Genomic DNA, 22,779 nt, shown 5'->3' with positions numbered 1-22,779 from the left:
GGTTCGCACCCGCCGGCCCGATGCGCACCGCGCGTCGTTGGACAGATGTTCCGCTGCCTGCAAGGGGTCGGCCCCGAGTCCGACCTGAAGGAGAGACTAGCCTGATGGGCGTGACACGCCGCGTTAAGATCGTCTGCACCCTTGGTCCCGCCACCTCGTCCCCGGAGCGCATCCGGGGCCTCGTCGAGGCCGGTATGAACGTGGCCAGGCTCAACTTCAGCCACGGCAGCCACGCCGACCACGAGGCGGTCTACCGACTGGTCCGGGAGGCATCCGAGGCGTCCGGCAAGCCGGTGGCCGTCCTCGCCGACCTGCAGGGCCCCAAGATCCGGCTCGGCCGGTTCGCCGACGGCCCGCACGAGTGGCGCACCGGCGACTCGGTCGTGATCACCGGCGACGACATCGTCGGCACCAAGGAGCGGGTCTCCTGCACCTACCGGAAGCTGCCGCACGAGGTGAAGCCCGGTGACCGGCTGCTGATCGACGACGGCCGGGTCGCCGTCGAGGTCTCCGACGTCACCGGCAACGACATCCGCTGCCTGGTCACCGAGGGCGGGCCGGTCTCCAACAACAAGGGCGTCTCGCTGCCCAACGTGGCGGTCAGCGTGCCCGCCATGTCGGACAAGGACGCCGAGGACCTGCGCTTCTCCCTGAGCCTCGGTGTCGACCTGGTCGCCCTCTCCTTCGTCCGCTCGGCCGAGGACATCAAGCTCGTGCACGGCATCATGGCCGAGGAGGGCGTGTTCCGGCCGGTGTTGGCCAAGGTCGAGAAGCCGGAGGCGGTGGAGCACCTCGAGGCCATCGTGCTGGCCTTCGACGGCGTCATGGTCGCCCGTGGCGACCTCGGTGTCGAGATGCCGCTGGACGAGGTTCCGCTCGTGCAGAAGCGGGCCGTGCAGCTCTGCCGGGAGAACGCGAAGCCCGTCATCGTGGCCACCCAGATGCTCGACTCCATGATCGAGAATTCCCGCCCCACCCGGGCGGAGGCCTCCGACGTGGCCAACGCGGTGCTCGACGGCGCGGACGCGGTGATGCTCTCCGGCGAGACCAGCGTCGGCAAGTACCCGGTGCTCACCGTCAGCACCATGGCCAAGATCGTGACGACCACCGAGTCCGGCTCGATCGGCGTGCCGCGGTTGCAGCACGACCCGCGCACCCACGGTGGCGCGCTCACCGTGGCCGCCTCGTCGATCGCCCGGGCCATCAACGCCAAGGCGCTGGTCGCCTTCTCGCAGACCGGTGACACCGTCCGGCGGCTGTCCCGGCTGCACTGCGACCTGCCGCTGCTGGCCTTCACCCCGGTGCCCGAGGTGCGCGACCAGCTCGCCCTGACCTGGGGCGTGGAGACCTTCCTCATGCCGTTCGTGCAGCACACCGACGACATGTTCCGCCAGGTCGACCAGGCGCTGCTCGGCCTCAACCGGGCCAACCCCGGTGACTACGTGGTGATCGTGGCGGGCAGCCCGCCCGGCACCCCCGGCTCGACCAACACGCTGCGCGTACACCAGCTCGGTTCGCTGGTCGACGCGGCGTCGGCGCGAGCGCTGCAGTGAGCGACGGCCGGGTCGCGGTCGGCCAGGCGGCGGTGGATCAGCTGCTGGAGGTGCTGGACCTCGACCCGACCGGGGAGATGACCTTCCGGGGGATGAGCCCCCGGGTCGGCCCGCAGCGGGTGTACGGCGGCCAGGTCGCCGGCCAGGCCCTGGTCGCCGCCGGCCGTACGGTCGATCCGGAGCGGTTCGTGCACTCCCTGCACGGCTACTTCGTGCGTCCCGGCGACCCGGCCGAGCCGATCGAGTACCAGGTGGAGAACATCCGCGACGGCCGGTCCTTCTCGGTCCGCCGCGCGGTCGCGCTCCAGCACGGCAAGCCGATCTTCTTCATGTCGGCGTCCTTCCAGCGCGCCGAGGAGGGGTTGGACCACCAGGCGCCGGCTCCGCCGGACGTGCCCGCGCCGCAGGACGTGCCGACGATGAGCGACCGGCTCTCCCGCTATCCGGAGCGGCTGGGCATCTGGGGTCAGATCCCGCGTCCGATAGACGTCCGCTACGTCGGCGAGCCCGGTTGGGTCCGTCCCGGGGACCGGCCCGCCGACCCGCAGCAGCGGGTCTGGATGCGCATCGACGGCAAGTTGCCGGACGACCCGCTGCTGCACGCGTGCGCGCTCACCTACGCCTCGGACCTCACCCTGCTGGACTCGGTGCTCTCCGTGCACGGTGAGGTGTGGGGCCCCGGCGGCGTGGTCGGCGCGAGCCTCGACCACGCCCTCTGGTTCCACCGGCCGTTCCGCGCCGACGAGTGGTTCCTCTACGACTGCTGGAGCCCGTCGGCGTCCGGAGCGCGGGGGCTGGCCACCGGCCGGATGTTCACCACCGACGGCCGGCAGATCGCCAGCGCCGTCCAGGAGGGCCTGCTCCGCCGCGTCGGCGAGTGAGGCTGCCGGCCCCGGCCCGGCACGGCTGACCGGTCGGGTGGCCATCCGTCATGGCTGACGGATGGCCTCGCCGGCGATGTCGATCTGCACCGTCCTGCCGACCAGAACTCCGCCACTGTCGAGCACGACGTTCCAGATCAGACCGTAGTCCTCGCGGTTGATCTCCGCCGTCGCGCTGAATCCGAAGATGTCCTGCCCGTACGGATCACGACGGGCACCACCGAAGGTCACCTGAAGGTCGACGGCCCGGGTGATCCCCTTCACCGTCAATTCACCCGTGAGCACGAATCGTCCGGGAGTGGGCTCGGGCTGGGGCGGGACATTGTGACTTCTGCCTCGCGCCCCGAGTCGATGGTTCCGCAGCCGGGCCCACGTGAAGATCGGGTCTTCGTTGCCCGTCCACCTGATGCCCGTGCTTCGATATTCGAGGGTGGGATAGCGCTGCACGTCGAGGAAGTCGGCACTCGTCAGGTGGGTGTCCCGGTCGGCGCTGCCCGTGCTGATGCTCGCTGCCTCGATGGTCGCGGTCACCGACGAGAGCAGGGGATCCTCCGCCATCGAGATCTCCGCAGACGCCTCGGCAAACTCACCACGGACCGGGCTCACCATCATGTGCCGGGACAGGAAACCGATCCGCTTGTGCGCCTGATCGAGACGATAGGTGCCGGCTGCCGGGATGGTCATTCCATCCCAGGTGCGTGTCGCGATATCGGTCATCGTGTTGCCTTCCCCCCGAGCTGCGCACGGGTGTTTATCAATATTCTGTCGGAGCTCGCGTAAACGGTCAGACAGTCGTACTTGCCGCCCAGCATAAGGACGCTCCGGAGCCGGTGTTCGGCCGCCACCTAACTGTGGTTCGTGACGCCACATCTGCATTCCTCGGCGCCCTCGGCATTGGTTGGGACAAAACCGGGTTCTCGTCGATGCGTGGCCGATCGGCCGAGGGGCGGCCGTCCGGCTGGCCGAGCAGCGGGCTAACCTTGCCGGCATGCGCCTCTCCGCCCGGGTCGACTACGCCCTCCGCGCGGCCGCCGAGCTTGCCGCAACCGCCAGTGGCCCCGGACGGGGTCGGCCGGTCACGGCAGACCAGATCGCCCGCGCGCAGGAGATTCCGCCGAAGTTCCTGGAGAGCATCCTGTTGCAGCTGCGCCGGGGCGGCATCGTGCACGCCCAGCGCGGCCCGGAGGGCGGCTACTGGCTCGCCCGCCCGGCCGAGGAGATCTCGCTGGCCGACGTGATCCGGGTGATCGACGGACCGCTCGCCAACGTACGCGGGCAGCGTCCGGAGCAGCTCGGCTACCACGGCCCGGCCCGCGCGCTCCAGGAGGTCTGGATCGCGCTGCGGGCCAACGAACGGGAGATCCTGGAGTCGGTCAGCGTCGCCGAGGTGGCCGCGGGCACGCTGCCGCAACGGATCACCGAGCTGGTCGCCGACCCGCGCGCCTGGATCTGACCACGCGGGGTTGGCGTCAGGGCGTGAGCAGGGCGGCGGCCGTGTCGCCCAGTAGTGCCCAGGCCTCGTCGACGTGCCGCTCGGTGGTCTGCGGCGAGCCGACCGCCAGCCGCAGTGTGTACCGGCCGGCCACCCGCGTGTGCGTGAGGTGCACCCGCCCGGTGCGGTTCACCCGGGCCAGCAGCTCGGCGTTGGCGTCGTCGTCGGCGCGCAGCCGGAAGCAGACCAGCGAGAACGGGTGCGCCGCCGTCAGCTCGAACCGGTCGTCGGCCTGGATCCGGTCGGCGAACCGGTCGGCCAGCGCCACCCCGGTACGGATGTGTGCCCGCAGCCCCTCGGCGCCGTACCAGCGCAGCACGAACCACAGCTTCAGCGCCCGGAAACGGCGGCCCAGCGGGACCTGCCAGTCCCGGTAGTCGATCACCGTGCCGGAGTCGCTCGCGGCGTTGCGGAGGAACTCCGGCAGAACGGTGAGCGCCTCGACCAGCTCACCGCGGTCGGCCACCCAGAACGCGTCGCAGTCGAAGCCGGTGAGCAGCCACTTGTGCGGGTCGAAGCAGTACGAGTCGGCGTACTCCAGACCCTCGTGCGACCAGCGCAGCTCGGGGCAGACGGCGGCGGCCCCCGCGTACGCGGCGTCCACGTGCAGCCAGACCCCGTACTCGGCGCAGATCGCGCCGATCGCCGGCAGCGGGTCGACGGCGGTGGTGGAGGTCGTGCCGATGGTGGCCACCACGATGGCGGGCACGTTGCCCGCGGCCAGGTCGGCTTCGATAGCCGCGCGCAGTGCGGCCGGCCGGAGTGCCTGGGTGTCCGGGAAGACCTCGATGGCGCGGACCCCGTCGGTGCCCAACCCGGCGATCCGTGCGGCCTTCTCGATGGAGGAGTGCCCGTGGGTGGAGGTGTAGGCGCGGTAGCGCCGATCGATGCCGGCGTCACGCCACCGGCCGTCGCTGGCCCGGTGCAGCGCGGCCAGGGTGGCCACCAGCGTCGCCGAGGAGGCCGAGTCCTGGATGACCCCACCGCCGGTTCCGGTCGAGCGGAACCGCTGCGGCAAATCCAGCAGCTGAGCCAGCCAGTCCATCATGACCGTCTCCAGCTCCGTGCAGGCCGGGCTGGTGGCCCAGAGCATGCCCTGTACACCGAGGCCGGAGCTGACCAGGTCACCGAGCACGCTCGGGCCGGAGGTGTTGGCCGGGAAGTAGCCGAAGAAGCCGGGGTGCTGCCAGTGGGTCAGCCCGGGTACCACGATCGTGTCCAGGTCGCCGAGGATCGCGTCGACCGGCTCGCCGACGGCGGGCGGCGTAGCCGGCAGGGCGGCTGCCACGGTGCCCGGCGGGTCGGCCGAGGTGACGGGCCGCTGTTCCAGCGTCGCCCAGTAGTCGGCGATCCAGTCCACCAGGGCGTGACCGGCCTGGCGGAACTCGTCGGGGGTCATGTGCGGGGCGCTCACCCGCACGAGTTGATCAGGCATCACGCGTGGGTGCAAGGGACTGAGCGGCCGCCGAGGCAATTGTTTCCAGTGTCGGTCATCGATGTTGCGTTTTGGAAAGCGCTTGCCATACGATGCCTTCGAGCCGGATTCGTGAATCGTTTCACCCGATTTGACCGCAGGCCGTCGCCCCGACGGCGGACCGTCCACCGTGCTTCCCGGGCAGGACCGGTGGACCGCTGCGATCACCCCGATCCCCGGAGGCAGTTACATGCACCCGTCCAGACATCGGACAATCCTGCTCGCCGGTACCGCGGCGGCCGCCCTCGCACTGGGCACCTTCGGTACCGTCGTCGCCTCGGCCGCCGCCGCCGCCGGCTGCCGCGTCGACTACCAGGTCACCAACCAGTGGCAGGGCGGCTTCGGCACCAACGTCACCGTCACCAACCTCGGCGACCCGGTCAACGGATGGACCCTGACCTGGTCGTACGCCGCCGGTCAGCAGGTCACCCAGGCGTGGAACGCCACGGTCACCCAGTCCGGCAACCAGGTCAGCGCACGCAACGTCGACTACAACGCCGCGATCCCCACCAACGGCAGCGCCGCGTTCGGCTTCAACGCCTCGTGGAACGGCAGCAACCCGGCGCCGACCAGCTTCGCGCTCAACGGCACCACCTGCACCGGCGCCGCGCCGACCACCCCGCCCACCACCACACCGCCACCGAGCACCCCACCGCCCACCACGCCGCCCCCCACCACGGCGCCACCACCGCCGGCGGGCGGCACGCTGCAAATGGAGGACCTGGACCGGGGGCTGATCAGCGTCCGCTCCGGTAGCGGCAACCTGGTCTCCTGGCGCCTGCTGGGCACCGAGACCTCCGGCGTGTCGTTCAACCTCTACCGGGGCTCCACCCGGGTCAACTCCAGCCCGATCACCGGGGCGACCAACTACCTGGACAGCGGCGCGGCGGCGGGTTCGGCGTACACCGTTCGCGCGGTCGTGGGCGGGGCCGAGCAGGCCGCGTCGGCGCCGGCGCTCCAGTTCGGCGCCGGTTACCTCGACGTGCCGTTGCAGATTCCGGCCGGCGGCACCACCCCGAGCGGGGAGAGCTACAGCTACAGCGCCAGCGACGCCTCCGTCGGCGACCTGGACGGCGACGGCGACTACGAGATCGTGCTCAAGTGGGACCCGTCCAACAGCAAGGACAACTCCCAGGCCGGCTACACCGGCAACGTCTACGTCGACGCGTACACCCTCACCGGCACCCGGTTGTGGCGCATCGACCTGGGCCGCAACATCCGCGCCGGCGCCCACTACACCCAGTTCCAGGTGTACGACTACGACGGCGACGGCCGCGCCGAGGTGGCCATGAAGACCGCCGACGGCACCCGCTCGGGCACCGGCCAGGTGATCGGTTCCTCGTCGGCCGACTACCGCAACTCCAGCGGCTACGTGCTCACCGGTCCGGAGTTCCTGACCATGTTCGACGGGCGCACCGGCGCGGTGCTCTCCACCGTCACCTACGACCCGCCACGCGGCACGGTCTCCTCCTGGGGTGACTCGTACGGCAACCGGGTGGACCGGTTCCTGGCCGGTACCGCCTACCTGGACGGTCAGCGACCGTCGCTGATCATGGCTCGGGGCTACTACACCCGCGCGGTGATCGCCGCCTGGGACTTCCGCGACGGCACGTTGCGCAAGCGCTGGACGTTCGACTCCAACGCCTCGGGCAACGGCGCGGCCGCCGGGCAGGGCAACCACCAGCTATCGGTGGCAGACGTCGACAGGGACGGCCGTCAGGAGATCGTCTACGGCGCCGCGACCATCGACGACAACGGCCGGTTGCTCTACTCGACGGGCAACGGGCACGGCGACGCCCTGCACGTCGGCGACCTCGACCCGAGCCGCGCCGGCCTCGAGGTGTTCAAGGTCGACGAGGACGGCAGCAAGCCCAGCTCCTGGTTCGCCGACGCCCGTACCGGTCAGATCCTCTGGTCCACACCTGCCGCCGGTGACAACGGCCGGGGTGTCTCCGCGGACATCTGGGCGGGTAGCCCCGGCGCGGAGTCGTGGTCCGCGGCGGTCTCCAGCCTGCAGAACACCAGGGGGCAGAGCCTCGGCCGCAAGCCGTCGTCGGCCAACTTCCTCGCCTGGTGGGACGGCGACCCGGTGCGCGAGCTGCTCGACGGCACCCACGTCGACAAGTACGGCACGAGCGGCGACACCCGCCTGCTCACCGGCAGCGGGGTGGCGTCGAACAACGGCACCAAGTCCACGCCGGCGCTGTCCGGTGACATCCTCGGCGACTGGCGCGAGGAGGTGATCTGGCGAACCAGCGACAGCCGGGCACTGCGCATCTACAGCACGCCCACGCCGAGCAGCACCCGGATCTACACGCTGATGCACGATCCGCAGTATCGGACCGCGATCGCCTGGCAGAACACCGCCTACAACCAGCCGCCGCACCCGGGGTTCTTCATCGGCAACGGGATGGCCACCCCGCCCACCCCGAACATCTACCTGCGTTGACCTGAGCCTGGGCGGCCCCGAGAGGGGTCGCCCACGGTGGCAGGCACCGGGCCGTAGCCGCGGAATCCGCTCAACTCCGGCCCGGTGCGCCACACCGCGGCATCCCCGACCCGTCCCGACCGGGAATGCCGTACCACCACCGGTACATACGTTAGGCACCGTCCGGGTCGCGGCGGTGACGCTGACATGAAGATCGTGTTTCAGGCGTCCCGGCGCAGGCCGCCCGCCACCTGCTCGGCGATCAGCTCGTACGAGCGCACCCGGTCCCGCACGTCGTAGACGAGCGCGGTCAGCATCAGCTCGTCCGCGCCGGTGCGTTCCTGCAGGTCGCTCAACTGTCGGCGGACCGTCTCCGGCGAACCCAGCGCCTGACCGTCGCGGCGCTGCAGCACGAACTCCCGCTCGATCTCGGTGTACGGGTACGCCGCCGCCTCCTCGGGCGTGGACAGCGGTTCCGGCCGACCGGAGCGCAGCTTCAGGAACGACAGGGCGCTCGGCCCGGCCAGCCACTCGGCGCGCTCGTCGGTCTCGGCACAGACGGCGTTGACCGCCACCATGGCGTACGGCTTGTCCAGCCACTGCGACGGCCGGAAGTGCTGCCGGTAGAGCGCGAGCGCCGGCAGCGTGTTGGCCGAGCTGAAGTGGTGCGCGAACGAGAACGGCAGGCCGAGCAGGCCGGCGAGTTGGGCGCTGAAGCCACTGGAGCCGAGCAGCCAGACGGCGGGCTGCTCGCCACGCCCCGGGGTGGCGATGATCTGCCCGGGCCGCTCGCCGCTGAAGTAGTTCATCAGGTCGGCCAGTTCCTGCGGGAAGCCCTCGGCCGAGAGGCCCTCCATGGTGCGGCGCAGGGCCAGCGCGGTCACCTGGTCGGTGCCCGGCGCCCGGCCGATGCCGAGGTCGATCCGGCCGGGGTGCAGCGCCTCCAGGGTGCCGAACTGCTCGGCCACCACCAGTGGCGCGTGGTTGGGCAGCATCACCCCGCCCGAGCCCAGTCGGATCGTCGAGGTGTTGGCGGCCAGGTGGGCGAGCAGCACCGCGGGCGCTGAGCTGGCGATCGCCGGCATGTTGTGGTGCTCGGCCACCCAGAACCGGTGATAGCCCAACTCCTCGGTGCGGCGGGCCAGCTCGGTGGTGGCCTCCAGGGCCGCTCCGGCGGTGGTGCCCTTGGCGACCGGGGCAAGATCAAGAACAGACATCGGTACGGTGATCACACGCTGAGCCAACCCGTCGCCGGGCCGTTTTGTTCCTTGCGACCGGCATTCGTCGGCCATGTCACCGGCCGCCGGGCCGCTGCTCAACCCATCCCGCGGGCCTGTTCAGCCCATCCCGCGGGCCTGCTCGAAGATCAGGCTGGTCTGGGTGTGTTGGACCACCGGATCGACGGCGAGATGGTCCAGTACGAAGTCGCGCAGCGCGTCGCCGGAGGCCGCCCGCACGTGCAGCACGTAGTCCTCCGCGCCGGCGACGTGGAACACCGACACCACCCCGGGCAGCCGTACCGACCGGGCGCGAAACGCGTCGACGGCGGCCCGTTCGTGCGCGGTCAGGCGTACCGACACCAGCGCCTGCAACGGCAGGCCGAGCGCGGCCGGATCCACCTCGGCGTGGAAACCGCGGATCGCCCCGCGTTCGCGCAGTGCTCGCGTACGGGTCAGGCAGGTCGACGGCGCCACTCCCACCCGTTCGGCGAGGGCGTTGTTCGGCAGTCGGCCGTCCGCGGCCAACTCGGTGAGGATCGCGCGATCCACCTCGTCCAGGGCTGGGTGCGGCCGCACATCGTTCGGCTCAGGGGGCATTCCGCTATCCTCGCCCGAATCCAACATTGGAGCCAGCGCATTAGACAGAATTATCTTCCATTCCATTGCTTCACTGCCGGCAGATGTTCGACGCTGACCGCATGACGACGGTGGACACCCGGGCCGTGCACGCCGGCCGCGACGACCTGCGGACGCTCGGCGTGCACGTACCGCCGATCGATCTCTCCACCACCAACCCGCTGCCCTCGGTCGACGACGGTGGAAGCGCCTACGAGCAGCTCGCCACCGGCGGCCTGCGCCCGGCCGGCGGCAGCTCGGTCTACCAGCGGCTGTGGAACCCCACCGTGGCCCGCTTCGAGACCGCGCTCGCCGAGCTGGAGGGCACCGCGCAGGCCGTCGCCTTCGCCAGCGGCATGGCCGCCCTCACCGCGGCGCTGCTCGCCGCCGGGCGTGACGGTCGCCGACACGTCGTCGCCGTCCGGCCCCTCTACGGGGGCACCGACCACGTGCTGGCCACCGGCCTGCTCGGCACCACCGTCAGCTGGGCCCGCCCCGACGAGGTCGCCGCCGCCGTCCGCCCGGACACCGCGCTGGTGATCGTCGAGACGCCTGCCAACCCGACCCTCGACCTGGTGGACATCGCCGCCCTCGCCACCGCGGCGGGCGACGTACCGCTGCTGGTCGACAACACCGTCGCGACCCCCGTGCTGCAACAACCGGCGCGGCACGGCGCCACCCTCGTGCTGCACAGCGCCACCAAGAGCATCGGCGGGCACGGCGACGTGCTCGCCGGCGTCGTCGCCTGCGACGCCGACTGGGGCGCCCGACTGCGCCAGGTCCGCGCGGTCACCGGCGCGATCCTGCACCCGCTCGGCGGCTACCTCCTGCACCGCGGGCTGCAGACCCTGCCGTTGCGGGTCCGCGCCCAGCAGGCCAACGCCGAGAAGCTCGCCGGCTGGCTCGCCAGCCACCCCGCCGTACACCGGGTGCACCACCCATCGGTGCACGACCCGGCGGCGCTGGTCGGCCGGCAGATGGCCGGCCCCGGAAGCCTGCTCGCCTTCGAGGTACGCGGCGGCGCACCCGCCGCGGCGGCCGTCGCCGGCGCCTGCCGGCTGATCACCCACGCGGTGTCCCTCGGCGGCGTGGACACCCTGATCCAACACCCCGCCTCGCTCACCCACCGCCCGGTCGAGGGCGACGCGAAGCCCGACGGCGGCCTGCTGCGCCTCTCGGTCGGGCTGGAGGATGCCGAGGACCTGCGCGCCGACCTCGCCCACGCGCTCGCCGCGCTCGACTGACCGGCCTGAGCAGGTCAGGTCGCGGCCGGCGGGCTCGGGCCAGCGGCTCAGGTCAGGTCGCGGCCCGCCAACACCCGACGCGGCGAACCCTCCCGGGCGACCCGCAGCATCGCCGCGCCAAGTCGGTCGGTGCGGGTCACCTGGTTCGGGAAGAGCCGGCTCACCAGCGGGAACAGCGGGCCGGTCACCGCGTAGAGCACCCGGTACCAGCGCGTCCGCGACGTGATGCCGTGCATCGGCTGGATGAATCCCGGCCGGGCCGCGTAGCCGTTGGGCAGAAGGTCGAGGACCGCGTTCTCGGTACGACCCTTGACGCGCGCCCACATCACCCGGCCCCGTTCGGTGGAGTCGGTGCCGACGCCGGAGACGTAGACGAACGTCACGCTCGGGCTCACCTCGGCCAGCAGCCGCGCCGCCGCCAGCGGGTAGTCGTAGCTGATCCTGGTGTAGGCGGCCTCGTCGAGGCCCACCGAGGAGACGCCCAGGCAGTAGAAGCAGGCGTCGACACCGGTCAGGTCGGCGCGGACCGCGTCCAGGTCGCCGACATCGGCGACCGTCAGCTCACGCAGCTTCGGATGCCGCTGCCCGGTCGGCTTCCGGCCGATCGTCAGCACCTCCCGCACGTCGTCGGCGAGCAGGCACTCCCGCAGCACGCCCTGACCGACCATGCCGGTCGCGCCGAAGATGACCACCCGCATCTGTTCCCACCCCTGTCCAGTCGCCCTGGTGTCCCTCAGCGCTGCCGCTCCGGCTTGATCGACACAGTATCGGCGATACCGGGTGACCCACCGACCCACACACCTCCACATCACCGGTCCGGTGTCGATCAACCCCAGCCCTCAGCGGATCCCGCCTCCGGTCGCGATTGATCATGGTCTGCGCGGCCCTGGCAAGCTTTCGACGGCGACAGCTTGAGTCGGTGGATGCGGACCCGGGGATGGTTCACCTCCACAGTGGTGGCCGCTCGACGACGGTCAGGACTTCGGACCGACGTGCCGATCCAGTGCGATGACGGCGTTCCGCCGCGCCACCGACAGCGACCACGGCAGGTTCATCCGCCATGGGATCCCCAGTAGATCGAGCGCCCACTGGCATAGCTCCATGATGTCGCCGGACCTGTTCGAGAACATGTAGCGGGGGTAGACGTACTCCTTGCCCCGCACTGTCACGCGGTTGGCGAACCGACAACCGTCGGAGTGGAACAGGCCGCGCAGGAAGGAGCCCGGGTGGTGTTGGACAATGTCCCGCTGCCAGTCGGCGAGGACGATCGGGCGTTCGTGCTTCCTGCCGGGTCCATGCTGAGGGAGCAGGCATGGCCAGTGCTTGCCGTAACTCTGCACGCCGACGCAGCCCTGCTTCTGCACCCGTTGCACCTTCGTGGCGAGCACGGCCCGCATGGCGTCGTCGCACGCTTCGATCAGCCCTGGCCATGCCTCGGAGCAGTAGATTCGCAACACCGGCACGCGCGCCGTTGTCACCAAGTGGCCGTCGCCGAGGTAGAGCCCGAGCAGGTAGGCGTAAGCGCCGGGGTCTGTCGGACTGTCGACACCCTCGCGGCAGCGGAAGCACCGTAGTTGCGTGCCCTGCTGCTTAACCTCCGGCCGGTCGTTACACCAGTGCCAAACAGTCCGATAAGGCAGGCCGACCGCACGAGCGGTGTCGGCAACCGTGTCGCCGGCCTGGAAGAGTCGCCGTGCACGGACGCGGATCTCGGGTGGATGCACGAGAACATTCTCGAACATCCGTACGACAAGTTGTGGTGCCCTCGGTGGGATTCGAACCCACACTGTATGGAGTTTGAGACCATTGCCTGCTGCCAGTTGGGCTACGAGGGCGCTTCCCTGATTCGGCCCTGACAGGATACCCACTACGCTGACGGTGGTGACACCCGGCTGGGCGGGTGTCAGGTTATGACTGGTGGGGGTAGGGCTGGTGGCCGAGACGCCGACGGATGCTGAGCGCAGGCGCGTGTTGATCGCCGAGGACGAGGCGCTGATCCGGCTGGACCTCGCCGAGATGCTGGTCGAAGAGGGTTACGAGGTGGTGGGGGAGGCCGGTGACGGCGAGACCGCCGTTCGCCTCGCCGAGGAGTTGAAGCCCGATCTCGTCATCCTCGACATCAAGATGCCGATCATGGATGGGCTGGCCGCCGCGGAGCGGATCGCCGGCGCTCGAATCGCCCCGGTGATCATCCTGACCGCGTTCAGCCAGCGTGACCTGGTGGAGCGGGCCAGGGCGGCGGGCGCGATGGCGTACCTGGTGAAGCCCTTCCAGAAGAGCGACCTGGTCCCGGCGGTGGAGATCGCGCTGTCGCGCTACTCGGAGGTCGCGGCCCTGGAGGCGGAGGTCGCCGGCCTGACCGACCGCCTGGAGATCCGCAAGACGGTGGAGCGCGCAAAGGGCGCGCTGATGACGACGTACGGGATGACCGAGCCGCAGGCGTTCAAGTGGATCCAGCGCACGGCGATGGACCACCGGATGACCATGAAGGAGGTCGCCGAGCGGATCCTCGCCGAGACCGCCGGCGGCGAGGTGGCGCAGCCGACCGTCTGACGACTCCGCGGGCTCCACTGTCGACGCCGGATCGATAGCATGACCCGTGTGTCCGTCCGGCGGTGGATCGCGGTGTTCGGGGTTGTCGTCGCGCTGCTCGCCGGCTGCCGTTCCGCCCGGGATGAGGGTCCTCCCGAGCCGGTCCGGCCGCAGTGGCAGGCAGTCGACCTGCCGGCGCCGCCGGGCGCCCCGGGTCGGCTCATGGTGCGCGACGCGGCCGCCTGCGCGGGGCGGTGGTATGTGGTCGGCGCTGTCGGCGGGCCCGACGGGGCGACCCGACCGGCCGCGTGGCGCAGCGTCGACGGCCTCGGCTGGGTCCCGCTGCCGCTGCATCCGATCAGTTACTACGGCGAGCGGGCGATCCTCTACGCCGTGGGCTGCCACGAGGGGCGGATCGCCGTCATCGGGGCCAGGGCCGGCGGCGCGCACGGCAACCCCCGGGTACGCACCTGGCGGCAGGATGCCGACGGCGGCCTGACCGAGGTGCGGGCGGAGTTCGAGCTGTACGGCGGGCCGGACGCGGTCAGCGTGAGCCGCATCGCGGGCGGCGGCGACGGCTGGTTGATCGCGGGCGCCCGAACCGGTGGGGCCTCGGTCTGGAACTCGCCGGACGCCGCCGACTTCCAGCTCGTCGACAAGGCACCCGCGCTCGCCAGCGAACCTGATCTCACGACGCTCGCCACCGACGCGCTGGCGGCGTCCGACGGCTGGTTGGTGGGCGGCGCGGGACGGCCGGCGGGTCGAGCCGACCGCGACCCGTTCGTCTGGTTCTCCGAGGACGCCCTGGTGTGGACGCGCGTGGCGCTGCCCGCGACGGATCAGGACGAGATCGTGCAGCGTCTGCTGCGGGTCGGGTCGGTCGTGTACGCCCTGGGGGTACGGGGCAGCGCCTTCCAGGCGTGGGCGCTCGAGACCCGGGCCGGGTCCGCCAGCACGGCGACCGCGGGTGGGTGGCGGGCGGTCGGAGGGTTCGGCGCGACGGGCACCGGGGCGGTGGCCGGGGTGGAGGCGGTGGCCGGTGCTGGTGGCGACCTGCTGGCGATGACGGTGGGGGCCCGTGACCACCAGCTGTGGCAGTCGGTCGACGGCGGCGGCAGCTGGGCGTCGGTGGCCCTGCCGGTGGACACTCCCGCTGGTGGGGACACGTCGGCGACGATTGCCGTGCTCGATGCTCGGATGGTGGTCGCCGTCGACGGGGGAGCGGCCGCCGCGCTGTGGTCCGCACCCCTGCCGACCACCAGATGAGACGCCGGCTGGGTGAGATGTGACGTTGAAACGCGAGTTGCGCCGTCGCGGGTAACGGTTGAGTCAATGCCGCCTACGACACCTTACGGTGAGTAGTGCCTTTGGGATAACGTCCCGCCCCAGACCGGGTGAACGGTCCGGTCCGTTGCCGCCTCGGCTCTTCGCCAGGCGGCACCGGACTTCTGGACGGAGGAGGGTTCCAGCCTTGAGGCAAAACTTCGTGCGCGTCCTCGGCAGCGTCGCCATCGCGACGCTCATTGCCGGCGGCGCCAGCGCATGTAAGCAGGATGAGGGCACGTCGGGCGGTTCCGCCAGCAAGGCGTGCGACCTGAAGATCGGTTTCTTCGGGGCGCTCTCCGGCGCTGACGCCGGTCTGGTGACCCCGATGAAGCAGGGCGCGGATCTCGCCGTGGAGAAGTACAACGCGGCGAACGCGGACTGCAAGGTCAGCGTGCAGGCGTTCGACTCGCAGGGTAAGGCCGACCTTGCCGGTGGTCTGGCGACCAGCGCCGCCGCCGACGCGAAGATCATCGGTCTGATCGGCCCGGCGTTCTCCGGTGAGAGCGAGGTCGGGCTCCCGATCTTCGACACCGCGGGCCTCGCCACCATCTCCCCCTCGGCCACCCGGCCGAGCCTCTCGACCAAGAACTGGAAGGTCTTCCACCGCGGCGTGGGTAACGACTTCTCCCAGGGGCCGGCCGTCGCCAGCTACATCAAGAACGTGATCAAGGCGCCGAAGGCGTTCGTCATCGACGACCAGTCGGCGTACGGCGCGGGCCTGGCCGACGAGGTCAAGAAGGGCCTCGGCTCGGTCGTCGTCGGCACCGACAAGGTGGTCGACAACGCGCAGGAGTTCGGCGCGCAGATCTCCAAGGTGAAGACCAGCGGCGCTCCCGTCCTGTTCTACGGTGGCTACACCGAGGAGGCGGCGCCGTTCCTCAAGCAGCTGCGCGCCGCTGGCTGGACGGGCACCTTCATCGGTGGCGACGGCATCAACGACGCCAACATGCTGTCGGTGACCGGCCAGAAGGACGTCGAGGGCACCATCTCCACCTGCCCGTGTGGCCCGGCCACCGCGGCCAAGGGCACCTTCGTGACCGACTTCAAGGCCAAGTACAGCGTCGACCCGGGCGTGTACGCGGACGTGTCGTTCGACCTCGCGAACATCTACCTCGAGGCGATCAAGGCCGGCAAGACCAGCCGCGCCGACGTCCTGGCGTTCCTCTCCTCCTACAACAAGGCCGGTTCCGCCTCGGGCGTGACCTACAAGTGGGAGGCCAACGGCGAGCTGGACCCGACGCAGGTCAAGGTGTGGGCCTTCAAGGCGACCGCCGGTGCGTGGGCTCCCGAGCTGGAGATCCCGAAGGCCTGATCCCGTCGGGGGTCACACAGGTTTGAGGGCGTGACGAAAAGAGTTGTTCCGGTGCGGTCGGGGTTCAACCCTGGCCGCACCGGCTCGACGCAACACCCTTCGGAGCATCGGTGGACTTTGCAGAACTCGTCCGGGGCTTCCCGGAACTGACCACAACCGGGTTGGTGCAGGGTGCGATCTACGCGCTCATCGCCCTCGGCTACACCCTCGTTTACGGCGTACTCCGCCTGATCAACTTTGCGCACTCCGAGGTCTTCATGATCGGCACGTTCGGTGCCATCTGGACCTGGGCGGTGTTCGGGCTCGACAGCAACAGCGGCGCCCCCTCGGTGCCGAAGGCGCTACTCCTCATTGCTCTTGCGATCGTTGCAGCCGCGCTGCTCAGCGGCAGTGTCGCGCTGCTGATCGAGGTTACCGCCTACCGTCCGCTGCGTCGGCGCAACGCGCCGCCGCTGGCCTTCCTGATCACCGCTATCGGTGCCTCGTACGCCCTGATGGAGCTCATGGGGGCGCTGACCCAGCGTCGCCAGATCGGCTCGCCCGCCCTGCTGCCCACCAAGACGGTGATCAGCATCGGCGGCTGGACCATCACCCCGGTGCAGCTGCTGACGCTGACCGTGGCCGTGCTGATGATGATCGGGCTCGACTGGTTCGTGAACAAGACCCGGTTCGGCAAGGGCATCCGCGCGGTCGCGCAGGACGCGAACACCGCCGCGCTGATGGGCGTCAACAAGAGCCGTGTGATCGCGCTCGTGTTCGTGCTGGGCGGCCTGATGGCCGGCGTCGCCGCGGTCTTCAGCGACATGAAGAGCGGGAACACTCGGTACAACATCGGCTTCCTGCTCGGGCTCAAGGCGTTCTCCGCCGCGGTCCTGGGCGGCATCGGCAACCTGCGGGGCGCCGCCATCGGTGGTCTGTTGCTCGGCCTGGTGGAGAACTACGGATCGGCGCTCTTCGGCTCACAGTGGCGCGATCTCATCGCCTTCGTCGTGCTGATCGTCCTGCTGATGTTCCGGCCGACCGGTCTGCTGGGTGAGTCGTTGGGGAGGGCGCGAGCATGACCGCTCTGCGAGAACGCTGGCATTCCGCCTCGGGCGCCGTCGGACGGAGGATCGACGGGCTGCCGAAGTCCGCCCGTATCACCGGTCTGTTGGCCTTCATTGCCTTCCTCTACGTGCTGCCGAACAAGTGGTTCTACGAGTACCTCAACATCCCCGGTGTGTGGATTCCGCTCTACACGACGCGAAACGACATGGCCGCAGTGCTGTTCTACTGCGCCTGGATCGCGCTGCTGGCCCTCGGCCTCAACGTGGTGGTCGGCTACGCGGGTCTGCTGGACCTCGGCTTCTTCGGCTTCTTCGCGGTCGGCGCGTACACTGTGGCGTTGCTGACGTCGCCGGAGAGCAAGCTCATCACCGAGTACAACTGGCTCGAGAGCCCGTGGCCCTGGTTGGTCACGGTGCCCATCGCCATCTCCCTGGCCCTGCTCTCCGGGGTGCTGCTGGGTGCGCCGACGCTGCGACTGCGCGGCGACTACCTGGCGATCGTGACGCTCGGCTTCGCCGAGATGATCCGGATCATCGCCAAGAACCAGGACTGGATCCTCAACGGCGACCGCGGTATCCCGCAGGTGGGGCACCCGCCGGGCAAGTACCCGGACGGGTCGGCCATCTTCCAGTTCGAGTTCAAGCCCTACTACTGGCTGCTGCTCACCGTGATCATCATTGCCGTCTTCCTGATCCGTAACCTGGCCAACAGCCGGGTCGGGCGGGCGTGGGTGGCGATCCGCGAGGACGAGGACGCCGCGGAGCTGATGGGCGTGCCGACCTTCCGCTTCAAGCTGTGGGCGTTCGCGATCGGTGCCGCGGTCGGCGGTCTGTCCGGCTCGCTCTGGGCCGGTCAGGCGAACTTCGTCAACTCCTCGACGTTCTCGTTGGAGAATTCGATCCTGGTGCTGGCGGCGGTCCTGCTCGGTGGTGCGGGCAGCATCGGTGGCGCACTCCTCGGTGGCTTCCTGGTCATCTACGTTCCGGAGTGGCTGCGGTCGGTGGGTGACGTGTTCGGCCTGCCGGAGCAGGTGGTGGTTGGCGGCACCGAATACGACGTCAGCCCGACGTCGCTGCGGTACTTCATCTTCGGGGTCTTGCTGATCATCGTGATGATCTTCCGCCCGCAGGGTCTCTGGCCGAACCGGCGGCGTGCCGCCGAGCTCAAGGACCGGCAGAAGGAGGTGGCTGTCGTTGAGTGAGCCACGGATGGGCAGTGCGCGCGACGTCACGAGCGAGCGCGACATGGCGATCGACGCGCGGACGACGGTGGGTAGCCCGCCGGAGACCTCCTCGACGCCGGACGATCAGGTCGGCGAACCGACCCCCCCGACCGACGGCCGTACGCCGTTGCTGGAGGTCGACCACGTCACGCTGCGCTTCGGCGGCGTGGTGGCCCTCAACGACGTCAACTTCACCCTCTACCAGGGTGAGATCCTCGGGCTGATCGGCCCGAACGGCGCGGGCAAAACCACCTGCTTCAACGCGATGACGGGCGTGTACGCCCCGACCACCGGCCAGATCCGGTTCCAGGGCCAGACGGTCAGCGGCCGTAAGCGGTTCCAGATCACCAAGCTGGGCATCGCGCGTACCTTCCAGAACATCCGGCTGTTCCCGGAGATGACGGCGCTGGAGAACGTCCAGGTCGGCGCGGACGCCAACCACAGGACCAGCGTCCCGAGCGCGTTGCTCCGGCTGCCGCGGCACTGGCGCGAGGAGCGGCAGGGCCGGGAGAAGGCGCAGGAACTGCTGGACTTCGTCGGCATCCAGGGCCGGGCGGGCGACCTCGCCCGCAACCTGTCCTACGGTGACCAGCGTCGACTGGAGATCGCGCGGGCCCTGGCCACCGATCCCACCCTGCTCTGCCTCGACGAGCCGGCCGCCGGCTTCAACCCGGCCGAGAAGGTCGCCCTGCTGCAGCTGATCCGCAAGATCCGCGACTCGGGGGTCACCGTCCTGCTGATCGAGCACGACATGCGGCTGGTCATGGGCGTGGTGGACCGGTTGGTGGTGCTGGAGTTCGGGCAGAAGATCGCCGAAGGGTCACCCGCCGACGTGCGCAACGACCCGAAGGTGATCGCCGCCTACCTGGGAGGTGTCGAGGATGCTGCTTGAGATCGACAGTCTGAAGCTGCTCTACGGCCGCATCGAGGCGCTGCACGGCATCAGCCTGCACGTGGACGAGGGCGAGATCGTGGCGCTGATTGGCGCGAACGGCGCCGGTAAGACCACCACCATGAAGGCGATCTCGGGGCTGCACGCCATCTCCGCCGGCAGCATCCGGTTCGCGGGCACCGACATCAGTCGGCTCCGCGCCGACCTGCGGGTGATCCGGGGCATCGGGCAGTCGCCCGAGGGTCGCGGCGTCTTCCCCGGCATGACCGTGCTGGAGAACCTGGAGATGGGGGCCTACACCCGCCGGGACAGGGCCGACATCACCAATGACCTCGCCATGGTCTTCGACCTGTTCCCGCGGCTCGCCGAGCGCCGCAAGCAGGCAGGCGGCACGCTCTCCGGTGGCGAGCAGCAGATGCTCGCGGTCGGCCGGGCGCTGATGACCCGTCCGAAGCTGCTCCTGCTGGACGAGCCGTCGATGGGGTTGGCCCCCAAGCTGATCCAGCAGATCTTCGAGATCATCACCCGGATCAACGAGCAGGGCACCACCATCCTGCTGGTCGAGCAGAACGCCCAGCAGGCGCTCTCCCGGGCGCACCGTGGGTACGTGCTGGAGACCGGCCGGATCGTCAAGGAGGGCACCGGCCAGGAACTCCTGCACGACCCGGCGGTCAAGGAGGCGTACCTCGGCGTGGCCTGAGCCACCCGTCCGGCGGCCGGCCATCCCTCGCGGGGTGGTCGGCCGCCGGCGTACCGGGCCGGTTGTCCGTTCCGGCGTGGTCGCACCGTGCCGCCACCCAGGGATGTCGGTGCGACGGACTAGAGTCGCTGCCGTGACAGCTACGACTCCGCGCCTGCTCCTCGTCGACGGACACTCCCTGGCATATCGGGCGTTCTTCGCCCTGCCGGTGGAAAACTTCTCCACCACGACGGGTCAGCCCACCAACGCGGTCTACGGCTTCACCTCGATGCTGATCAACGTGCTGCGCGACGAGCAGCCCACCCACATCGTCGTCGCCTTCGACGTCTCCCGGCACTCCTTCCGCACCGACCGGTACGCCGAGTACAAGGCCGGCCGCAGCGAGACCCCGACCGACTTCAAGGGCCAGGTCAGCCTGGTCAAGGAGGTTCTGGCCGCGCTGCAGATCCCGGTGGTGGAGATGGCGGGCTACGAGGCCGACGACGTGATCGCCACCCTGGCCTGCCAGGCCCGCGACCAGGGCATGACGGTGCTGATCAGCACCGGTGACCGGGACGCTTTCCAGTTGGTCGGCGACCAGGTCACCGTGCTGTACCCGCGCAAGGGGGTCTCCGACCTGGCCCGGATGGACCCGGCGGCGATCGAGGCGAAGTACGGCGTCGGTCCGGAGCGCTACCGGGACCTGGCCGCGTTGGTCGGCGAGACCAGCGACAACCTGCCCGGCGTCCCCGGTGTCGGCCCGAAGACCGCCGCCAAGTGGATCACCACGTACGGCGGTGTCGAGGGCGTGGTCGCCCGCGCCGACGAGATCAAGGGCAAGGCCGGCGACAGCCTGCGCGAACGGCTCGCCGACGTCATCCGCAACTACGAGATCAACTGCCTGGTCTCCGACCTTGAGCTGCCGCTGCGACCCGAGGACGCGCGGTGGGCCGGTTGGGACCGGGAGGCGGTGCACCAGGTCTTCGACACCCTCGAGTTCCGCATCCTGCGGGACCGGCTCTACCAGTACCTGGAAGCCGTCGAGCCGGAGGCCGAGTCGGGCTTCGACCTCACCGGCGAGATGCTCACCGAGCCAGGTGCCCTCGCCGCCTGGCTGACCGCGCACACCGCGACCGGCACCCCGGTCGGCATGGCGGCGAAGCTCGACACCGGCCCCAACCGCCGGCACACCGCATCGATCACCGGCCTGGCACTGGCCACCTCCGGCGGCGCGGCGGCCTGGGTGGATCCGGCGCGACTCGACCCGACCGACGAGGGCGCGCTGGCCGGCTGGCTGGCCGACGCGCAGCGGCCCAAGGTGCTGCACGACAGCAAGCCGGCCGTGCTGGCCTGCTCCGCGCACGGTTGGGAGTTGGCCGGCATCGTCCGCGACACCCAGATCGCCGCCTACCTGGCCCGCCCGGACCAGCGCTCCTACGACCTGACCGACCTGGCGTTGCGCTACCTGCACCGGGAGCTGCGGGTCGACGTTCCGGAGAGCGGCCAGCTCACCCTCGACGGGCTGGGCGACGAGGGCGTGGCCGAGCAGAACCTCATGCTCCAGGCCCGGGCCACCCTCGACCTGGCCGACGCCATCGACGCCGAGTTGTCCCGCGACGGCGAGCAGTCCGCCCGGCTGATGGCCGGGGTGGAGTTGCCGCTGATGCGGGTGCTGGCGGGCGTGGAGCGCATCGGCATCGCCGCCGACACGCACTATCTGTCCGAGCTGGAGGCGCACTTCGCCGCCGAGGTGAAGGCCGCCGCCCAGGGCGCGTACGAGGCGGTGGGCCGGGAGTTCAACCTCGGGTCACCCAAGCAGCTGCAGGAGATCCTCTTCACCGAGTTGGGCCTGCCGAAGACCAAGAAGATCAAGACCGGCTACACCACCGACGCCGACGCCCTGCAGTGGCTCTACGCGCAGACCCCGCACCCGGTGCTGGCCCACCTGCTGCGTCACCGGGACGTGGCCAAGCTCAAGTCGACCGTCGACGGGCTGCTCAAGTCCGTCTCCGACGACGGTCGCATCCACACCACGTTCAACCAGACGGTCGCGGCCACCGGGCGGCTCTCCTCCACCGAGCCCAACCTGCAGAACATCCCGATCCGCACCGAGGAGGGGCGGCGCATCCGCCGTGCCTTCGTGGTCGGTGAGGGTTACGAGTGCCTGCTCACCGCCGACTACAGCCAGATCGAGATGCGCATCATGGCGCACCTCTCCTCCGACGACGCGCTCATCGATGCCTTCAACTCCGGCGCCGACTTCCACGCCGCCACCGCCTCGTCGGTCTTCGAGGTGGCGCTCGACGCGGTCACCGCCGACCAGCGCCGCAAGATCAAGGCAATGAACTACGGCCTGGCGTACGGGCTGAGCGCGTTCGGGCTGTCCCAGCAGCTCGGCATCGGCACCGAAGAGGCACGCGGGCTGATGGAGAACTACTTCGCCGGCTTCGGCGGGGTGCGCGACTACCTGCACCAGGTTGTCGCCCGGGCCCGCCAGGACGGCTACACCTCGACCATCCTGGGTCGCCGCCGCTACCTGCCCGACCTGGTCAGCGACAACCGGCAGCGCCGGGACATCGCCGAGCGGATGGCGCTCAACGCCCCGATCCAGGGTTCTGCCGCCGACATCATCAAGGTGGCGATGCTGCACGTCGACACCGCGCTGCGCGAGGCTCAGCTGGGCTCCCGGATGCTGCTGCAGGTGCACGACGAACTGGTCTTCGAGGTCGCCCCGGGTGAGCGGGAGGCGCTGGAGGCGCTGGTACGGCGGGAGATGGGCGAGGCGTACCCGCTGTCGGTGCCGCTCGAGGTGTCGGTCGGCGAGGGCCGGGACTGGAACAGCGCCGACCACTGATCCTCTCG

The 22,779-nt window shown here is 70.1% G+C and carries 19 protein-coding genes and 1 tRNA gene; 13 read left to right on the top strand and 7 right to left on the bottom strand.

Going from position 1 to position 22,779, the window contains the following annotated elements; all coding sequences use genetic code 11:
- Positions 1–104 precede the first annotated feature (104 nt).
- Together pyk and ACLJN9_RS10070 are read left to right on the top strand one after the other, a co-directional pair.
- Positions 105–1,553: a pyruvate kinase gene (pyk, locus tag ACLJN9_RS10075; RefSeq protein WP_410810872.1), complete on the top strand. Its 1,449-nt coding sequence runs from the start codon at positions 105–107 to the stop codon at positions 1,551–1,553.
- The gene (locus ACLJN9_RS10070; protein WP_410810871.1) at positions 1,550–2,434 is read left to right on the top strand and encodes an acyl-CoA thioesterase; all 885 of its coding nucleotides are present in this window, start codon (positions 1,550–1,552) and stop codon (positions 2,432–2,434) included. Before pyk ends, ACLJN9_RS10070 begins: the two co-directional genes overlap by 4 nt.
- A 48-nt stretch (positions 2,435–2,482) precedes the next feature.
- Here ACLJN9_RS10070 and ACLJN9_RS10065 read toward each other — a convergent pair whose 3' ends face one another.
- Positions 2,483–3,151 carry a YceI family protein gene (locus tag ACLJN9_RS10065; protein ID WP_410811432.1) on the bottom strand — a complete coding sequence of 223 codons (669 nt, stop codon included), beginning with the start codon at positions 3,149–3,151 and terminating at the stop codon, positions 2,483–2,485.
- Positions 3,152–3,422: 271 nt separating this feature from the next.
- On the opposite strand from ACLJN9_RS10065, the gene ACLJN9_RS10060 reads away from it, so the two are divergent.
- Entirely contained in the window at positions 3,423–3,887 is a 465-nt protein-coding gene (locus ACLJN9_RS10060; RefSeq protein WP_410810870.1) for an RrF2 family transcriptional regulator, read from the top strand.
- Between the two features lie 16 nt (positions 3,888–3,903).
- Here the strand turns inward: ACLJN9_RS10060 and ACLJN9_RS10055 are convergent, their stop codons facing one another.
- Positions 3,904–5,361: a pyridoxal-dependent decarboxylase gene (locus ACLJN9_RS10055; protein WP_410810869.1), complete on the bottom strand. Its 1,458-nt coding sequence runs from the start codon at positions 5,359–5,361 to the stop codon at positions 3,904–3,906.
- 229 nt (positions 5,362–5,590) lie between these two features.
- Here ACLJN9_RS10055 and ACLJN9_RS10050 point away from each other — a divergent pair, with 229 nt between their 5' ends.
- Positions 5,591–7,849: a cellulose binding domain-containing protein gene (locus tag ACLJN9_RS10050; protein WP_410810868.1), complete on the top strand. Its 2,259-nt coding sequence runs from the start codon at positions 5,591–5,593 to the stop codon at positions 7,847–7,849.
- A 200-nt stretch (positions 7,850–8,049) separates the two neighbouring features.
- Here the strand turns inward: ACLJN9_RS10050 and ACLJN9_RS10045 are convergent, their stop codons facing one another.
- Both ACLJN9_RS10045 and ACLJN9_RS10040 read right to left on the bottom strand, forming a co-directional pair.
- The gene (locus ACLJN9_RS10045; protein ID WP_410810867.1) at positions 8,050–9,045 is read right to left on the bottom strand and encodes an LLM class flavin-dependent oxidoreductase; all 996 of its coding nucleotides are present in this window, start codon (positions 9,043–9,045) and stop codon (positions 8,050–8,052) included.
- A 120-nt stretch (positions 9,046–9,165) separates the two neighbouring features.
- Positions 9,166–9,645 (bottom strand): Lrp/AsnC family transcriptional regulator, encoded by a 480-nt coding sequence (locus ACLJN9_RS10040; protein WP_410810866.1) that lies wholly within the window; start codon positions 9,643–9,645, stop codon positions 9,166–9,168.
- 83 nt (positions 9,646–9,728) lie between these two features.
- Here ACLJN9_RS10040 and ACLJN9_RS10035 point away from each other — a divergent pair, with 83 nt between their 5' ends.
- Positions 9,729–10,907: a trans-sulfuration enzyme family protein gene (locus ACLJN9_RS10035; protein ID WP_410810865.1), complete on the top strand. Its 1,179-nt coding sequence runs from the start codon at positions 9,729–9,731 to the stop codon at positions 10,905–10,907.
- 47 nt (positions 10,908–10,954) lie between these two features.
- Here ACLJN9_RS10035 and ACLJN9_RS10030 read toward each other — a convergent pair whose 3' ends face one another.
- The 3 genes from ACLJN9_RS10030 to ACLJN9_RS10020 all read right to left on the bottom strand — a co-directional run bounded on the left by ACLJN9_RS10030 (position 10,955) and on the right by ACLJN9_RS10020 (position 12,742).
- On the bottom strand, positions 10,955–11,605 hold the full coding sequence (locus ACLJN9_RS10030; protein ID WP_410810864.1) for an NAD-dependent epimerase/dehydratase family protein: 651 nt from the start codon (positions 11,603–11,605) through the stop codon (positions 10,955–10,957).
- A gap of 276 nt (positions 11,606–11,881) precedes the next feature.
- Positions 11,882–12,649, bottom strand: coding sequence for a transcriptional regulator (locus ACLJN9_RS10025; protein WP_410810863.1), 768 nt, complete (start codon positions 12,647–12,649; stop codon positions 11,882–11,884).
- A gap of 15 nt (positions 12,650–12,664) precedes the next feature.
- A tRNA-Leu gene (locus ACLJN9_RS10020) sits at positions 12,665–12,742 on the bottom strand.
- Positions 12,743–12,839: 97 nt separating this feature from the next.
- On the opposite strand from ACLJN9_RS10020, the gene ACLJN9_RS10015 reads away from it, so the two are divergent.
- The 8 genes from ACLJN9_RS10015 (at position 12,840) to polA (ending at position 22,771) form a co-directional block, all read left to right on the top strand.
- Complete coding sequence (locus ACLJN9_RS10015; protein WP_089019813.1) at positions 12,840–13,460, top strand: ANTAR domain-containing response regulator; 621 nt, start codon at positions 12,840–12,842, stop codon at positions 13,458–13,460.
- 39 nt (positions 13,461–13,499) lie between these two features.
- Positions 13,500–14,705, top strand: coding sequence for a hypothetical protein (locus ACLJN9_RS10010; RefSeq protein WP_410810862.1), 1,206 nt, complete (start codon positions 13,500–13,502; stop codon positions 14,703–14,705).
- A 205-nt stretch (positions 14,706–14,910) separates the two neighbouring features.
- The gene (locus ACLJN9_RS10005; RefSeq protein WP_410810861.1) at positions 14,911–16,077 is read left to right on the top strand and encodes a branched-chain amino acid ABC transporter substrate-binding protein; all 1,167 of its coding nucleotides are present in this window, start codon (positions 14,911–14,913) and stop codon (positions 16,075–16,077) included.
- Between the two features lie 110 nt (positions 16,078–16,187).
- Positions 16,188–17,138 (top strand): branched-chain amino acid ABC transporter permease, encoded by a 951-nt coding sequence (locus ACLJN9_RS10000; RefSeq protein WP_410810860.1) that lies wholly within the window; start codon positions 16,188–16,190, stop codon positions 17,136–17,138.
- On the top strand, positions 17,135–18,325 hold the full coding sequence (locus ACLJN9_RS09995; protein ID WP_410810859.1) for a branched-chain amino acid ABC transporter permease: 1,191 nt from the start codon (positions 17,135–17,137) through the stop codon (positions 18,323–18,325). The genes ACLJN9_RS10000 and ACLJN9_RS09995 overlap by 4 nt, the downstream gene beginning before the upstream one ends.
- A complete protein-coding gene (locus ACLJN9_RS09990) occupies positions 18,318–19,238 on the top strand; it encodes an ABC transporter ATP-binding protein (RefSeq protein ID WP_410810858.1) in 921 nt (306 codons plus the stop codon). Before ACLJN9_RS09995 ends, ACLJN9_RS09990 begins: the two co-directional genes overlap by 8 nt.
- A complete protein-coding gene (locus ACLJN9_RS09985; protein WP_410810857.1) occupies positions 19,228–19,938 on the top strand; it encodes an ABC transporter ATP-binding protein in 711 nt (236 codons plus the stop codon). The genes ACLJN9_RS09990 and ACLJN9_RS09985 overlap by 11 nt, the downstream gene beginning before the upstream one ends.
- A gap of 133 nt (positions 19,939–20,071) precedes the next feature.
- Positions 20,072–22,771 carry a DNA polymerase I gene (gene polA, locus ACLJN9_RS09980; protein WP_410810856.1) on the top strand — a complete coding sequence of 900 codons (2,700 nt, stop codon included), beginning with the start codon at positions 20,072–20,074 and terminating at the stop codon, positions 22,769–22,771.
- Positions 22,772–22,779 lie beyond the last annotated feature (8 nt).

The organism is Micromonospora sp. 067-2 (assembly GCF_046549295.1).
Taxonomy (GTDB): Bacteria; Actinomycetota; Actinomycetes; order Mycobacteriales; family Micromonosporaceae; genus Micromonospora.
Note: the sequence above shows the minus strand (reverse complement) of the source record. Positions and strands in the feature narration are given on the sequence as shown.

Bases quoted from the DNA above. Each gene is read 5' to 3' on its own strand.
- pyk (WP_410810872.1), top strand. From the start codon at position 105: ATGGGCGTGACACGCCGCGTTAAGATCGTCTGCACCCTTGGTCCCGCC.
- ACLJN9_RS10065 (WP_410811432.1), bottom strand. From the start codon at position 3,151: ATGACCGATATCGCGACACGCACCTGGGATGGAATGACCATCCCGGCA.
- ACLJN9_RS10060 (WP_410810870.1), top strand. From the start codon at position 3,423: ATGCGCCTCTCCGCCCGGGTCGACTACGCCCTCCGCGCGGCCGCCGAG.
- ACLJN9_RS10055 (WP_410810869.1), bottom strand. From the start codon at position 5,361: ATGCCTGATCAACTCGTGCGGGTGAGCGCCCCGCACATGACCCCCGAC.
- ACLJN9_RS10050 (WP_410810868.1), top strand. From the start codon at position 5,591: ATGCACCCGTCCAGACATCGGACAATCCTGCTCGCCGGTACCGCGGCG.
- ACLJN9_RS10045 (WP_410810867.1), bottom strand. From the start codon at position 9,045: ATGTCTGTTCTTGATCTTGCCCCGGTCGCCAAGGGCACCACCGCCGGA.
- ACLJN9_RS10040 (WP_410810866.1), bottom strand. From the start codon at position 9,645: ATGCCCCCTGAGCCGAACGATGTGCGGCCGCACCCAGCCCTGGACGAG.
- ACLJN9_RS10035 (WP_410810865.1), top strand. From the start codon at position 9,729: ATGTTCGACGCTGACCGCATGACGACGGTGGACACCCGGGCCGTGCAC.
- ACLJN9_RS10030 (WP_410810864.1), bottom strand. From the start codon at position 11,605: ATGCGGGTGGTCATCTTCGGCGCGACCGGCATGGTCGGTCAGGGCGTG.
- ACLJN9_RS10025 (WP_410810863.1), bottom strand. From the start codon at position 12,649: ATGTTCGAGAATGTTCTCGTGCATCCACCCGAGATCCGCGTCCGTGCA.
- ACLJN9_RS10010 (WP_410810862.1), top strand. From the start codon at position 13,500: ATGACCCGTGTGTCCGTCCGGCGGTGGATCGCGGTGTTCGGGGTTGTC.
- ACLJN9_RS09995 (WP_410810859.1), top strand. From the start codon at position 17,135: ATGACCGCTCTGCGAGAACGCTGGCATTCCGCCTCGGGCGCCGTCGGA.
- ACLJN9_RS09985 (WP_410810857.1), top strand. From the start codon at position 19,228: ATGCTGCTTGAGATCGACAGTCTGAAGCTGCTCTACGGCCGCATCGAG.